The organism is Virgibacillus halodenitrificans, from assembly GCF_001878675.1.
GTDB lineage: Bacteria > Bacillota > Bacilli > Bacillales > Amphibacillaceae > Virgibacillus_Q > Virgibacillus_Q halodenitrificans.
This window is the reverse complement of record NZ_CP017962.1, coordinates 479,557-494,437: the sequence shown is the minus strand read 5'-3', so window position 1 is coordinate 494,437 and position 14,881 is coordinate 479,557. Positions and strand designations below refer to the sequence as shown.

Sequence of the window (14,881 nt, the reverse complement as noted above, 5' to 3'; positions counted from 1 at the left end):
CCTGTTGCTCCTAACTTTGCATATTATATTAATCCAGTTTAACAGATACAACGAAGGCGTATTTGATTCTTTTCAACAAAATACTGACATCTATTTTTTAGCGCCTTCACATACTCCATACAACATAAAAAGAGCTGATTGCCCCTATTAAGGGATAATCAGCTACTTTCCGTTTAGTTATCTTTTTGTATAAGAACATGATGTGGAAATGGAATATCAATATTCGCTTCATCAAAGGCTTCTTTGATTCGTTTACGCATATCTCTTTCACATGCCCACTGTAAACCATTTTCTGTCTGCCCAACAACTCGAAGGACAATATCAGAGGAACCGATACTCTGAACACCTATTGCGTTTGGACCATCCTTAAAACGTTCATCCAGCTGGAATTCAGCACAGACCTTTTCTAATACTGTAATTGCTCCATCAATATTATCATCATAGCTTATTCCAATATCAACCAAGGCACGCATATTTCCCCTCGAATGATTTGCTACACCTTCTATATAACGGTTTGGTACATAATTTAAGGTTCCATCAAAGCTACGAATTTTTGTTGTACGCAATCCAATCTCTTCAACAATTCCATCATAGCCTGCAGTTGTTACATAATCATCAATTTCAAGCTGTTGTTCTAATAGAATGAAAAATCCTGTCACGATATCACTAACAAGTCCTTGTGCACCAAAAGCGACTGCCAGTCCAATTACTCCAGCTCCGGCAATTAGTGGACCAATCTCCACGCCTAAAGTGGCAAAAAACATAACTATAAAGATAAAAATCATTATATAGGAAAACACATTAGCTAGTAATTTTTCCAGTGTTTTCATTCGGCCCGGCGAAGCCTTTCTGCTTTGGGCCGCTCTTTGTAATGTTTTTTCGATAATTTTCTTGCCGATTGGTACTACAATTAAAAATGCAATGATCAGTATGCCAATTTGTATAAGTATGCCTACTATTTTTGCTACATCTATTTCCATCCCTAAAATTTCCATGTTTGTACTCCCTCCTTGTGCTTATTTTTATATAGTATCGTATCCCCTACCTGCATACAAATAAAACAAATATAAGTTCGGGTAAAGTGCTAGAATGGGCTGACTTATAGAAAAACAGTCAATATCCCGCGAAAAACGCATTCAGGATATTAACTGTTTTAACATCAAAGATGGCTACTACATACTAATCAAGTGAAGTTTCTAGGTATTTCTTCTTTCCATGTCTTCTGAAAAATTTCTTCCTCATTTTCCAAAGCAGTCATTGTATTTGTTAAATAAAAGGTTGTTTCATCACTAGTCATTTTGCTATGAGTAAGTAACTTGGTTTGCCACTCCTCTCGTCCCACAGTAAGTTCCCATTCACATTCCACACTTGCAGAAAGCGGATCATTAGATTTAATTGTAAAGGTGTTTCTGTTAATACTTCCATGCCTAATATCATTGTGGAGAAGTAATCTCTCACCTTCATCCGAAAAATCTTCCAGCTTCCACACATTTTGAATCGTATCATGTGATACTGTTCTGGTACGATTTTCTTCTCGAAGAATTTCTTTGTCAATAACCTGTGCGGTTTCGGGATTTTCAAAATGAATGCTATTATCTATTTCTGGCTGTGGCGTCCGCACTGGTAGAGTCATTTTAGTGTTTTCCCTAGATAAAATTTTCAATGTAACCGGTTTTGGGGAAGGCCATGCTTGCGGCCAATACGTTGGAGCAATAGCGACTTCCAAACGATGACCTTCTGGAATTTGCTGTCCCAATACATCCAATTTAATGGAAGCATGGTAGACTTTCCCTGGTATCAGCGCCTCTGGATGTTCATGTGAATGTAGATGGTTCAAATTCAACATGCCCCAGCTGATTAACGTAGATTCCCCACTTGGTGCTTTGTCACAGAGTCTGACAGCTACCAATGCATCTTTTTGGTCAGAAGAAAATTCCATATGAAATACTGGATGACCTAACAAGTCCACTGAGTCTGTCAATGGATCTGAAGTAAAGACAACTGCCTTGCCGTTTTCCAATCGTTGATCAGAAGGCAAATCACCTGGCTGGCCAAACGGGCAAAATACTCCCGCATAATATCCATGCTCCTGTACGCTTGGGATAGTAAATTCCTTTCCGGATGTAACTTGCTCCTCAAGCTTTCCTTCACTAAGCCAAAAATGTTTTTCATTAATATTCTCCGATGGCCATGAGTTATCTGCTACCCATTTACCAGGCCGGACATCATAATTTACTTCTGGTAATTCGCTATTCTGAATCCATGATACTAGTTTTGGGTCATCTTTCACACCAGTATCAATGCCTTTCAACCACTGATCCCACCATCTTAGACATTCCTGTAAAAAACCGATAGCCGGGTCAGGAGTAGCAACCTCTGGAAACTCATGCGCCCATGGTCCGATCAAGCCTTTGGAATGTGGTAAATTCTCTACCATACGGAACACGGCATCTGTATAACCATCTTGCCAACCACTTACGGTAAATACAGGAATCTGGATATCAGAGTAATCCTCGCAAATAGACCCATGTTTCCAATAATCATCCCTTACCTGATGACGTACCCACTCCTGTACATATGGAGGTGTATTTTCCAAGCGATCCAGCCAATTTTCCTTCCAGCTTGCACCAACAACTTCTGGATCCTGTGGTCGTGCACTATATGCAAACATAGTAGATGCCCACCAAAGCATGTCCGAAGCCAGAAGATTACCGCCTCGATAATGTACATCGTCTGCATAGCGATCATCGGTTGAACATAATGTAATAATAGTTTTTAACGCTGGGTGCTTCCTTGCTGCTATTTGTAAACCATTGAAGCCGCCCCATGATTTACCTATCATACCGACAGACCCAGTCGCCCATGGCTGCTCGGCAATCCAGTCAAACACTTCTAAAGCATCATCTTGTTCCTGCTTTAAGTATTCATCAAGCAGGATCCCATCGGAATTACCAGTACCACGAATATCTATTCGAATACTTGCATATCCATGACCTGCAAAATACGGGTGACGCACCGAGTCACGAATGGAAGTGAAATCATCCTTCCGATACGGCAAATACTCTAAAATAGCTGGCACAGGATTTTCTTCAGCGTCCTTTGGTAACCAAATTGTTGCGGCGAGTTTTGCGCCATCAGACATTGGTATCCAGACATGTTCCATTTTTTTTATTTCCTTAGGGTAATCCGTTTTAACTGTTCTGTTACTTGAGTCTTTAATATTAAAAACCAATTCATTCAACCTTTCTTTGAGTTGATAATATTTTTCTATTTACAGTTCTGGATGAAACGTAATTTTTTCTCTTTTATCTATTGGGATCATTTTCAAAGCACTTTCGTAAACAAAATGAAGCGTTATTCTGGCTGCTTCTTCCTTCGTATAATTTCTGCGCCGATTGAGGAACGTGTTCATCATGCCTTTCCATATCATTAATGTCGTATCTGCAATTAAATCAATATCTTCTTCCTTAATGAGTTGCTCCTCAACAGCACTTTTAATATACAATGCACTTCGTTTGGCAAAGTCGTGCTCCATAATGATGGATTTTATCTCATCAGATAAACCGATTAATTCATGGCGATAGATTTGGTAATAACCGGAAAGAAATTCCTCTGGCACAGACCCTAGGTTTTCCATGAAAATAACCGCATATATTTCCGGTTGATTAAATGTGTGTTTACAAAAACATTCCCATGAATAAAGCCATTTTTCGATTCTATTCTCGCCTTTTTCCAAATAAGCTGGAAGTTCCTCAATATATTCTGTTGTAAAACGCATTGCTGCAAAGAATTTCAAATGGGAAAGATCCGTAAAATAATTATAAGCTGTAGAGCTTGTATAACCTGCACGAGCTGCTATCTTTCGTATAGTAACCTTCTCAATACCTTCTTCTTTAATTACTTCCGTTGCTGCATCTAAAAAGTATTGCCACATACGCGCTTTTTGAATTTCTTTCCGATTCATATCCACTACTTTATTCCTCCACTATTTCTTTTTCTTCACATATACATGTAAGTGTTCATTGTGATGTAACCATTTTATCAATGACATGGCCATTAAGATATACATAAGCAATACTGGTACAGCTACTAGCACAGAAGAAGTCTGTACCACGTTTAACCCTCCAGCGATTGTTAAGCTGATTGCCAACGCAGATAATAGAATCCCCCACATGAGGCGGTGCCAACGAGCTGGCTCAGAATTAACTCCCAGTTCTTTCGTCGCAACACTTGCAATAACATAACTTGCTGAGTCTAACGAAGTAGCAAGAAAGATAAATCCAAGAATAACAAAAAAAGCAGATACGATAACAGGAAGCGGTAATGAATTAAGTACTGCAACAATAACCGCCGGTCCTCCTTGTTCGGATAATATTTCCGTCAACGGAACTTGCCCGGTTAATTCTAAATTCATTCCATAGCCGCCAAAAACGCCGAAATAAATCCAGCTTCCCAATGATCCCCATAGCAAAATATTAGAAACCATTTCGCGGATACTTCTACCTTTCGAAATACGCGCTACAAAAATTCCGATAAAAGGTGCAGTTGCAGCGAACCATGCCCAGTAAAACACTGTCCATGCCTGTGGAAATCCACCTTTAGTAATCGGGTCAGTATAAAGACTCATCTTCATAAAGTTATCCAACATGAGTCCTAAACTATTGGTAAAATACGAAAGAATAAATAATGTTGGACCCACAATGATTACGAACAATGCAAGTCCCAGCGCCATATACACATTCCAGTCACTTAGCTTACGAATTCCCTTATATAAACCCAAATAAGCACTGGAGCTAAAAATAAAGGTCCAAATTATGATGATGACAATGTTCAACCATAACGAAGGTTGAATACCAAATAAATCGCCTAACACGGCCGCAACCATCGGTACGCCAAGACCTAAAGAGGTTCCAAGCCCTCCTATCATACTCCAGATTACCAGGATATCAATTGCTTTCCCTAAGAAACCGTCCGCATGCTTACCAAGAACGCCTCTACATGCTGCACTTATTTTAAGAGAGTGATCACGTCTGACGAAAAAACTATAAGCCATCACTACAGCAGGCAATGCATATAACGCCCAGGCTGAAATCCCCCAATGGAATAGCCCATAACTAACAGCGAATTCTGCTGCTTCTGTTGTTTTCCCATCGATTCCAAAAGGCGGACCAGTATAGTAATATAGTGGCTCTACAATGGACCAAAACATAATACTTGTCCCCATGCTGGCACAGAAAAGCATACCTCCCCAACTAAAACGGGAGAATTCCGGCTTATCGTCAGCCCCTCCTAATTTAACTCTTCCATAGCGACCGAACATTAACCATATGAGGATGATAAACAATCCAATCGTCAAAAACTCAAACGCCCAGTCAAGACGAAAGGTGATTGCGGTCATCCAAGATTCTACTACTGGCCCCACTGATTCACGGAAAACAACTAATAATACGGTGGCTGCCACAACTAAAATTAATGATGGCCAAAAAATTGATTTTTCTATTTTTGCATTCTTCATATCTGATTGCATACCCCATCTCTAACATTAAATTTTATCCTGAAATTTTTTTGAAATCATTGAAGTAAATCTTTTTAACTATCCATTTAATAGAACATGCTCATTCTTAAAAGCACATTAATCTTCGTTTATATTTAATATAACCACTTTGTTTACTCTTGAAATATTTCTGTTTGTTAATTTAACTATCCCCCTTTTAAATGAACTTGTTATTTTAATGAACATGTTCATATTAACATAAAAATCTCTCTTGTCAAAAAAGCACCTAAGTAATAAAAGTCTATAATACCTGCTACTTTGGATTCTATAATTGATTTATTGTTTTTATTTATAGTGTTTTTACGTAAAAAAAAGCACTAAATCAAAATGTGATTTAGTGCTTTTAATTTAAAGCGCAGATTTAATTTGCTTTATATAAAGAAAGCGTACAAGGATAAAATACACTATTTGGATGAGCAGAAAACCGCCCAATACCATGCTGGATTCTTTCACCAAATTGTAGTCAAAGAGATGGGAAAGTGCAGTAAGTGCTACAGCTCCGTGAAGCAAGGCAACAATGATCGGTGCAAAGAAAAGCAAACCTGTCTGTCTATTGATAACTTTCCCAAGCTCCTTTTCTGTCAGACCAAGCTTTGCAATGGATTTAAATTTGACCTTATCTTCATCAAGATCAGAGTATAAGCGGAAGTACAGGAAGCTTCCTGCTGACACGAAGAAGACAATTCCAATAAATAATCCAATAAATAATATCGGTCCATAGCTTTTATTAATAGTGTAAATACTTGCATCGATTGCCTGAAACTTATACGGAGGAATCTGCTCACTTAGCGTCAAACCAGCCTGAATTACAGCATCTTCCTGGCCAGGAGCAGCCTTCCAAAAAATTTGTTCTGTTTCATAGAGAGGCTTTGGCAACTGCTTATAATCCTCATTAGAGACAACATAATATGCCTGCATTTCTGGTAATACAATAGAATTCATCTCTCTTGTTGGCTGTACTTCTTCTCCATTCTTTAACTTAAGTGGCTTATCTATTAGGTCCACTTGCATGGAAGGATCAGATATCATAGCAAAGTTTTCTTTGACTACCATGGCTTTTCCTTCTTCTATTTGCACTTGCTTTTTGTCCAGAAGATCAGCAAACGTATTATACATGGACTCACTTGCGATTAGAACCTCTCTATCTCTCCCTATATCATAGTATTTCAGGTGAGCAGTTGCTCGACTCGCATCAATCTTGTTCTCTTCTAAAACACGCTCGATTGCCTCAACATCTTCAGGCTTCTTACTCTTCCCATCATCATCGTTTGGCGTATAAGAAAAAGTATAAGGATTAGCTTCCTTCACGCCGCCTGTTAAATATGTTTGAAAACCAAACAATGTACCAATAGCACTAAAAGCGACGGTCGATATAATTGCCACCATAAAAAAAGTACGAGCATTATCCTTCATACGAAACGACAAATCTGAAAGTAGCAGCATATTTGTTTTTCTCCAAAAAATTTGCTTCCGCTTTTTTAACCGGCCAATGATAAATACACTTAATTGGGTAAAGAGCAAATACGTACCTATCGTTACTACCACAATTACCGGTAACATAGCATAAACGACAAATACACCTTTTACATATAAGGCAGTTACATAGCCAACGAGCAAAAATAATCCTGCAATGAAAGTAAGTAACAAAGACGCTTTTGGCTCTGTCTTAGGCTTTGTGCTTCCTTTAATAAGCTCCGTTAATTTCTTGGAACGGAGGAAAAAGGTTACGAAAAAAGATATAAACAAGAACAATAGTAAAAAGGAGACGAATGTAATTAAAATAGCCAATAGTGGAAAATAAAAATGTAAGGCTTGCTCTATAATCAATATATTCTCAGCAATTAACAGGATAGCTTTGGCAAATAACAGCCCTAAAAGTATTCCGACAACTGTTGCGAGAACTCCTATCAGCATATTTTCCAAAAATACCATCATTCGAATTTGCCGCATCGACATCCCTTGCAGCATAAGAAGTCCAAATTCCTTCTTCCTTGATTGGAGAAAGGAACTCATGGAATAGAGTACAAAAAATAGAGAAAACAGATAGATAATACCACCTGCCACGCCCATACCATAAATAGCTTTTGGATTGATCCCATCTCCATTCAGTGCTGGATGGAAAGCAAACACAGCAAAGGTGAAAAAGATCAATACAGTAAACATACTGCTAAGAAAATAAGCGGCATACAATCGTTTATTCCGGAGGACATTATTAACTACGAATTGACGAAAAGTCATTGTCATTCCCTCCTAACAAGGAAAGCGTGTCAATAATTTTTTGGAAGAAAGTCTGCCTGCTATCTCCCTGATGAATCTCCGAATAAAATTGCCCATCACGTATAAACACCACACGGTCACAATAACTGGCAGCCTGTGGATCATGTGTTACCAGCATCATGGTGGTCTTTTCCTGCTCATTTAATGATACAAGCATTTCCATTACATCCTTCGAAGACTTTGAATCAAGGTTCCCAGTTGGTTCATCCGCCAACAGTAGTTTTGGTGTATGGATCATCGCCCTGGCAATGGCTGCCCGCTGAGCCTGGCCTCCTGAGATTTCATATGTCCGTTTATTCATAATAGATTGGATGCCAAGCTTTTCCGCAATTACTTCTGCTTTTTCTTCCATTTCTTTGACACGTTTCCCATCAAGGGTAAGAGGAAGCACAATATTTTCTTTAATGGTAAGGGTCTGCAGCAAATTAAAATCCTGAAATACAAAACCAAGCTCTCTTCTGCGAAATTGTGCTAATTGATTTCGATTGAGTTTAAGAGGATTATTTCCTTCGATTAATATATTACCAGTTGTCGGTTCATCAATAGTAGCAATCAAATTTAGAAGGGTCGTTTTCCCACTTCCTGATGGTCCCATAATACCAACAAATTCCCCTGTATCTATCTCAAGATTAATATCTCGTAAAGCACGATAGGCGACTTTTCCTTCATAGATCTTGCTCACTTGTTTTACTTCAAGCATTCAATTCATTCTCCTTTGATTAAAGGAAGAATACAGCTCCTTCTTCCTTTTTATTAGAAATGTAGATTGTTTACTCACTTGAACAACCTTATCTATTTACATTGTAAGGAATTTCCCCTCCCGCAACGATCGAACACTCTTTCATTTAGCTTACATTCTTGTAAGGAATAAATGCTAAGTTATCGTTTGTGTAGGGGTGAAAAGAATGCGAAAAGTAGTCCCAGAACCTTCCGTAGATTCCATTTCAATCTGATGTTCCAAATAATCTGCAACCTCTTTTGTTAAGTAAAGTCCCATCCCCGTAGATTCCCGAAATGTCCGTCCGTTATCACCAGTAAAAAACGCTTGAAAAACTCGCTTCTTATCCTGACTCGGGATACCGACCCCATAATCAGTAATTTCCATCACGGCTCGCTTTCCTAGCTTCTTCAGAGAAATATCGATACGATTACTTTTCTTCGCTGAATATTTAACCGCATTTTGTATAATTTGATTAACTATAAAGAAAAGCCATTTTTCATCTGTTTCTACGGTAAGTTTGGGTGTTTCTATATGCAGATGTGGATAAACCTGATTACGTATATAGAAGCGCTTATTCTCATGATTGACCTCATGTAAGAGATCTGCTAGTACCACGGGCTTTATGTGAAAGTCCTCCTGTATAGTACGTAATCTTGCCATATTTAACACGGTGTGCAATCCATTTTTCATTCTTTCTGTTTCTTCGCGAATACTGGATGATTCAGGCTCATCAAGATTTTGGGCAGTTAGCTCGATAACAGATAAAGGGGTCTTCATCTGATGCACCCACCGGTTCATAAAAGTAAGATGTTGCTTTTGTGCGTCTTCTGCTTGCTTTAGCTGTTCCATAAATAATTGATATTGGGTTCTTGTAAGCTGATCTAATGCAACACCTATTGGAGCTTGGTCTGTCGTTTCCAATAACTCCTTAAGATTGGTTGCTTTACTGGATAATCTTTTATAAACATGCCTGCGTGTATAATACTGAAATACCAGATAGGCAGCTAGTAACACTATATTTACAAGGAGCCCGTAAAGAAGGAGTAAATAATTACGAAAATCACTTAAATACAGAAGTAGAAATAAAAAGGAAAACTGCATACATTGGAGAATGATTAACAGAATATGTTCTTTTATAAAAAGCTTCATTCCGCTTCGTCCCTCCAAGTAATTAGCAGTCGATAACCAGCACCTCTTACTGTTTCTACAACCCCTTGCAAATCTAATTCCTGAAATTTCTTCCTTACTCTTGCAATGTTAACATTTAATGTGTTTTCATCCACATATGTCTGATCATCCCAAAGCTTCTCCAGTAAATCCTCTCTCCCGGCAACCCGAGGATAACGATCCATTAATGTTGCAACAATATCACTCTCATTTTTCGTCAAAAGAACTGTCTTGTTCCCAAAATGGAGTTCAAAACGCTCTGGATAGAGTTTCAGATTTTCTATTTCCAATATCCTCTCTTTTTGACTGCCTGCATATTCACCGTACGCCCTGCGCAGCTGGCTACGAATTTTCGCCATTACGATATCTGGATGAAAAGGCTTGGTAATGTAATCATCTCCCCCATTCTCCAAGGCCATTACCTGATCCATTTCTCCTGTTCGTGCTGAGATAAATATAACTGGGCAAATGGATTCCTTTCTTATTTGTCTGCACCAATAATAACCATCGAAATATGGCAGGTTAATATCTAAAAGAACGAGCTGTGGTTGAAATTCGTGAAAGGATTGCATAATATTTTCAAAGTTAACGACGGATTTTACAATAAAACCATATTTATTTATGTAAGATTCCAAATAGGAAGCAATTTTAGGATCATCCTCGATAATCAAGATTTTTTCCATTCATTTCCGCTCCTTTAACTCTATTTTTATGACCTCATTATAACACGCAAGCGTTTTGGTAAGATATTCTCTCCTTACTGCTTATTCTTTCCTGCGACTAATCGCAGCATCCACTGCCGTTACTTCAGCAGTTACAGTTCACAATCGAATAATCTATGACTCTGCTGGTTACAATAAGTTATGGAGGTGTTGAGCGTGAAAGATAAATATAGGCTTAAGCCAAAAAACATCAATATCGAATTCGGTGGTATGGGTATGTATGGTACCGCAGATGATGAAGATTTTGCTAGATTCAATATGAGCGCTGATTATAATGAGGCGGAGAAGCTGGCTAGGCGAAAAGATGACGATAAGGGTTCCCCCTGATTATCCACCTTCTCTAATTAAACTTTCTGTGTTTCATGTATGAATCACAGAAAGTTTTTTTTGCTAAAATTAGCCCATCCTCTCTTATTCACAGTCTGAATTTTAAGTTGAACAGGAAGATGCATGATACAATGACAGTAAAAATCCTGAGACATGTAAGGAAGTGAGCAGATGACCAAAGCAGCTATAGAATTCAAAGATGTAGATTATACAGCAAATGGAATACATATTTTAAAACGAATTACCGGCTTTTTTCCAAAGGGGAAAATCACGACATTAGTTGGACCCTCAGGAGCAGGGAAATCATCATTGTTCAAATTATGCAATGGCTTGCAAACGGCAAATTCCGGGCAAATATATATTAACAATAAATTAATTGAGCAGTATGCACCTACTGTATTACGAAGAACGGTAGGAATTGCCCTGCAAGAGGCGACCATGATTAATGGAAGTGTTGAAAAAAACTTAGCGCTCCCCCTTACCCTGAAAGGTGAAAAGTTACATAAAGAATTGGCAATCGAATTACTAAAAGTGGTGGGCTTGAAGGAGAGCTACATGAGTAGAAATACACAAGAGCTATCTGGAGGACAGCGTCAAAAATTATCCATTGCGAGAACACTCGTGAATAAACCCCAAGTACTACTGCTTGATGAAATCACATCTTCACTTGACCGTGTATCCCAGCAGGACATCGAAAAACTAATCCTAAGAATTAACAAAAAATACAATACGACCATCATTTGGATTACTCATAACCTCCAGCAAGCCTTATCCCTTGGCGATTATACCTGGGTCATGATAGAAGGGGAAGTAGTGGAAACAGGCGAAAGCGATCTACTAACTAATCCAAAAAATGAAAGAGTAAAACAATTTATAAAGGGTGGAATGGAATGAGTTATTTAACCTTAAGCATCACCCTCATATTTGTTATCATCCCTCTTATCTTATCGAAAACGTTTAAGCTCGGCTTGGAAAGAGATACCATTATTGCAGCAGTTCGTTCCATTATTCAATTACTCGCTGTAGGTTATGTTCTTCAATTCGTTTTTAATGCTGAAAATGTTGTATATATAGTTCTGATGCTGTTATTAATGGTTGGGGCAGCTACACAAAATGCCAGAAAAAAGGGGGCTTCCATTAAAGGGATTACTTGGAAGCTGATCGTAACCTTTTTGTTTATCGAAATATTAACCCAAAGTATATTATTAGGTCTGGATATAACTCCACCTACCGCCCAATACGTCATACCAATTAGCGGGATGGTTATCGGAAATTCAATGGTACTAGGAATTCTTTTCCTTAACCGATTTACCTCGGAAATGGAAACGAGACAAAATCAAACGGAGCTAATTTTATCACTTGGTGGTACACCCAAGCAAGCCGTCCATACACAGTTAATTACCTCGATTAAAGCAAGTACCATTCCAACTATTGAGAGTCAGAAAACAATCGGATTGGTACAATTACCAGGAATGATGAGTGGGCAAATCATTGCAGGGGCTGATCCAGTACAAGCAGTATTATTTCAATTGCTCATTCTATTCTTGTTGCTGACTACTGCAGTGACTACAAGTATCATGCTCGGTTATCTTTCTTATCCAACACTGTTTAACCAGCGAATGCAGTTTTTAAGGGAAAGCCTAATAAGAGAGTAAGCTTCCTAACTGTTGAAAGAGGTGTAGGAGAGATGGTACATAAATAGGATGTTATCTTTAGTACGCAACAAAGAGGTTGGGCCAAATGAAATTTTATACAGTGAAAATCCGAACCGATTCATACTAATAATGAATTATGGTTCGGATTTCTTTTTGTAACAAATTAGCGGAGGAAAAACGCGCAGACTCCTGTGGGAGGAAAAGCCTAGCTAAGACCCCGGAGTGCTTAGCACGAGGAGGCTTAGCAGCGCCCACGGAAAGCGAAGCGTTATTCCGGAGCGGTGCTCCCAAACTTTATTTCGTTCGTCTTTAGAATACGTTATTTAGTTATGTCCCAGCCTCTTTGTTTATTTTACATTATTCTTATTTGTCTTTTCATCTGGTTTTTGGAATGTACGTCTGGCGTCTTCCTTTAATGCTTTCAGTAAGGAATAAATCATTACCAGCAAAATAATCGCAAACGGAAATGCTGATAAGATAGATGCTGTTTGCAATGCTTCTAGTCCACCTGAAGCAAGTAAAACGGAAGCAGTTGCCGCCTGAATAATTCCCCAGCTAAGTTTCACAGTGTTAGGTGGGTTTAAACTTCCATTTGTTGTCTGCATACCAAGTACAAATGTTGCGGAGTCAGCTGAGGTAATGAAGAATGTACTAATTAAAACTACAGCTACTACTGTCATAATAACTCCAAACGGCATTGACTCAAACATTCCAAACAATGCTTGCTCTGTTGCTAGATCAGTAAGACCTGTATTTACGCCATCAAGCTCCTGCTTTAAACTTGTTCCTCCAAATACAGCAAACCAGAACATACTAAATAAACTAGGAATAATTAGAACACCAAGAACAAACTCTCTTACTGTTCTTCCTTTAGAAACACGAGCGATAAAGGTCCCTACAAATGGAGACCATGCAATGAACCATGCCCAATAAAAGACTGTCCATCCTTCGATCCACTCATTATGCTTAGCATCAAAAGGAGCCATCTCAAAGCTTTGAGAAGGGATATTTTGTAAATATTCACCTAAAGTAGAAGAGAATAAATTCATAATATAGACACCAGGTCCGATAATAATAGTTAGCAAAATTAATATAACGGCGAGAACGATGTTTGTATTACTTAGATATTTAATCCCTTTACTAATGCCTGTCCATGCAGAGAACATAAATAGTACGGTAACAATTAGAATAATAATAAATTGCGTTAAGAAATCATTATCTATATCGGTTAGGAAAGCGAGTCCTCCACCAATCTGGGAAGCGCCTAAGCCAAGAGATGTAGCCACACCAAATATGGTTGCAAATACGGCAATAACATCAATTGTCTTACCAATTAGCCCATTCACTCTGTTTCCTAGAATCGGCTCGAAGGTTGCACTGATCAAACCAGGTGCTTCTCTGCGGAATTTAAAGTAGGCAATGGCCAATCCAATAACCGTGTAAATCGCCCATGTATGGAAACCCCAATGAAAGAATGTATAGCGCAAAGAATTTCTGGCTGCCTCAATTGTTTCAGGTTCTGCGTTTGGTGGAGCCGCAAAATGGGCAAGCGGTTCAGCTGAGCCCCAGAAAATTAACCCAATTCCCATACCAGCACTAAATAACATAGCAAACCATGTAATTTTGTTATACTCTGGTCGGTCACTTTGCTTACCAAGACGAATTTTTCCATAAGGACTGAAAATCAAATAAATAGAAAATAAAAGAAATATAGTAACAGATAATAAATAAAACCATCCAAAGTTCTTAGTTAGAAATCCTTGTATATCTCCTGTTACGGTGCCTAAATTTTCAGGAGCCAGGGAACCCCATAAAACAAAGGCTATACAAATAACAATAGATACCCAAAATACACTTGTAACTTGCTTCATATAAACTCTACTCCTTAATTAGTTAATATTGCTCGTTAATTTGCGGGCGATAGCTAAAGAATGTTCTGTTGCTTTAGCTGCACCCACTACAGCAGTCAATGACGTCGCTCCCTCTATCAAAAGAGTGAACTGGTATGCCATTTCATCCGCATCTCCATCCACGCTCTGTCTTGCCAATTCTTGAAAGTATTGTAATAACCTTTCTTTATGTGTTCTTACAATAGTTACAATTTCGCTGTTAAAGCCCGCATAATCAACCATAGCACGAAGAAACATATCCCCTTTGTAGGATTGATGCTTCAACCACTCTCCATGTGCTTCCAATGCAAGTAAAATTGGCAAATCTGAATTCTTCTCAATGTGTGAATCTAAGTAACTCCAATATCGCTGCTCTCTTTGTTTAAGAACCTCTTGCACAAGGCTTTCTTTCGAGGAAAAGTGGTTATAAAGCGTCATTGTAGCTACATCAGCTTCACGAATAATCTGTTTTAAACCTACTCCGCGAAAGCCGTGCTCATAAAATAGACGTTCAGCTACTTCAAGTATTTTTTCTTTTTTCATTGATCTCCCCACTGCTTTACCTCCTT

At 38.4% G+C, this 14,881-nt stretch carries 13 protein-coding genes; 3 read left to right on the top strand and 10 right to left on the bottom strand.

Annotated features, from left to right (window positions below):
- Positions 1-173: 173 nt before the first annotated feature.
- From BME96_RS02660 to BME96_RS02625, 8 genes are all read right to left on the bottom strand, one after another.
- Positions 174-995, bottom strand: a complete 822-nt coding sequence (locus BME96_RS02660) for a mechanosensitive ion channel family protein (protein ID WP_071648203.1) — start codon at positions 993-995, stop codon at positions 174-176.
- Between the two features lie 188 nt (positions 996-1,183).
- Positions 1,184-3,232: a CocE/NonD family hydrolase gene (locus BME96_RS02655; protein ID WP_060679631.1), complete on the bottom strand. Its 2,049-nt coding sequence runs from the start codon at positions 3,230-3,232 to the stop codon at positions 1,184-1,186.
- Between the two features lie 39 nt (positions 3,233-3,271).
- Positions 3,272-3,964, bottom strand: a complete 693-nt coding sequence (locus BME96_RS02650; protein WP_071649936.1) for a TetR/AcrR family transcriptional regulator — start codon at positions 3,962-3,964, stop codon at positions 3,272-3,274.
- A gap of 21 nt (positions 3,965-3,985) precedes the next feature.
- Complete coding sequence (locus BME96_RS02645) at positions 3,986-5,527, bottom strand: BCCT family transporter (RefSeq protein WP_231478666.1); 1,542 nt, start codon at positions 5,525-5,527, stop codon at positions 3,986-3,988.
- A 375-nt stretch (positions 5,528-5,902) separates the two neighbouring features.
- Positions 5,903-7,792, bottom strand: a complete 1,890-nt coding sequence (locus BME96_RS02640) for an ABC transporter permease (protein WP_071648202.1) — start codon at positions 7,790-7,792, stop codon at positions 5,903-5,905.
- Positions 7,767-8,531 carry an ABC transporter ATP-binding protein gene (locus tag BME96_RS02635; RefSeq protein WP_071648201.1) on the bottom strand — a complete coding sequence of 255 codons (765 nt, stop codon included), beginning with the start codon at positions 8,529-8,531 and terminating at the stop codon, positions 7,767-7,769. The genes BME96_RS02640 and BME96_RS02635 overlap by 26 nt, the downstream gene beginning before the upstream one ends.
- A gap of 174 nt (positions 8,532-8,705) precedes the next feature.
- Complete coding sequence (locus BME96_RS02630; protein WP_071648200.1) at positions 8,706-9,701, bottom strand: sensor histidine kinase; 996 nt, start codon at positions 9,699-9,701, stop codon at positions 8,706-8,708.
- Positions 9,698-10,402 (bottom strand): response regulator transcription factor, encoded by a 705-nt coding sequence (locus tag BME96_RS02625; protein ID WP_071648199.1) that lies wholly within the window; start codon positions 10,400-10,402, stop codon positions 9,698-9,700. The genes BME96_RS02630 and BME96_RS02625 overlap by 4 nt, the downstream gene beginning before the upstream one ends.
- Before the next feature lie 195 nt (positions 10,403-10,597).
- Here BME96_RS02625 and BME96_RS19485 point away from each other — a divergent pair, with 195 nt between their 5' ends.
- The 3 genes from BME96_RS19485 to BME96_RS02615 all read left to right on the top strand — a co-directional run bounded on the left by BME96_RS19485 (position 10,598) and on the right by BME96_RS02615 (position 12,423).
- The gene (locus tag BME96_RS19485) at positions 10,598-10,768 is read left to right on the top strand and encodes a hypothetical protein (RefSeq protein ID WP_156035932.1); all 171 of its coding nucleotides are present in this window, start codon (positions 10,598-10,600) and stop codon (positions 10,766-10,768) included.
- 171 nt (positions 10,769-10,939) lie between these two features.
- A complete protein-coding gene (locus BME96_RS02620; protein WP_071648198.1) occupies positions 10,940-11,662 on the top strand; it encodes an ABC transporter ATP-binding protein in 723 nt (240 codons plus the stop codon).
- The gene (locus tag BME96_RS02615) at positions 11,659-12,423 is read left to right on the top strand and encodes an ABC transporter permease (RefSeq protein ID WP_071648197.1); all 765 of its coding nucleotides are present in this window, start codon (positions 11,659-11,661) and stop codon (positions 12,421-12,423) included. The genes BME96_RS02620 and BME96_RS02615 overlap by 4 nt, the downstream gene beginning before the upstream one ends.
- 347 nt (positions 12,424-12,770) lie before the next feature.
- On the opposite strand, the gene BME96_RS02610 is transcribed toward BME96_RS02615, so the two are convergent.
- Complete coding sequence (locus tag BME96_RS02610) at positions 12,771-14,294, bottom strand: glycine betaine uptake BCCT transporter (protein WP_071648196.1); 1,524 nt, start codon at positions 14,292-14,294, stop codon at positions 12,771-12,773.
- Positions 14,295-14,312: 18 nt separating this feature from the next.
- Positions 14,313-14,867 carry a TetR/AcrR family transcriptional regulator gene (locus BME96_RS02605; protein ID WP_060679619.1) on the bottom strand — a complete coding sequence of 185 codons (555 nt, stop codon included), beginning with the start codon at positions 14,865-14,867 and terminating at the stop codon, positions 14,313-14,315.
- Between the last annotated feature and the right edge of the window lie 14 nt (positions 14,868-14,881).

Coding starts and splice junctions, on each gene's coding strand:
- BME96_RS02660 (WP_071648203.1), bottom strand. CDS start 995: ATGGAAATTTTAGGGATGGAAATAGATGTAGCAAAAATAGTAGGCATA.
- BME96_RS02610 (WP_071648196.1), bottom strand. CDS start 14,294: ATGAAGCAAGTTACAAGTGTATTTTGGGTATCTATTGTTATTTGTATA.
- BME96_RS02615 (WP_071648197.1), top strand. CDS start 11,659: ATGAGTTATTTAACCTTAAGCATCACCCTCATATTTGTTATCATCCCT.
- BME96_RS02635 (WP_071648201.1), bottom strand. CDS start 8,531: ATGCTTGAAGTAAAACAAGTGAGCAAGATCTATGAAGGAAAAGTCGCC.
- BME96_RS02625 (WP_071648199.1), bottom strand. CDS start 10,402: ATGGAAAAAATCTTGATTATCGAGGATGATCCTAAAATTGCTTCCTAT.
- BME96_RS02620 (WP_071648198.1), top strand. CDS start 10,940: ATGACCAAAGCAGCTATAGAATTCAAAGATGTAGATTATACAGCAAAT.
- BME96_RS02645 (WP_231478666.1), bottom strand. CDS start 5,527: ATGCAATCAGATATGAAGAATGCAAAAATAGAAAAATCAATTTTTTGG.
- BME96_RS02630 (WP_071648200.1), bottom strand. CDS start 9,701: ATGAAGCTTTTTATAAAAGAACATATTCTGTTAATCATTCTCCAATGT.
- BME96_RS02650 (WP_071649936.1), bottom strand. CDS start 3,964: ATGAATCGGAAAGAAATTCAAAAAGCGCGTATGTGGCAATACTTTTTA.
- BME96_RS02640 (WP_071648202.1), bottom strand. CDS start 7,792: ATGACTTTTCGTCAATTCGTAGTTAATAATGTCCTCCGGAATAAACGA.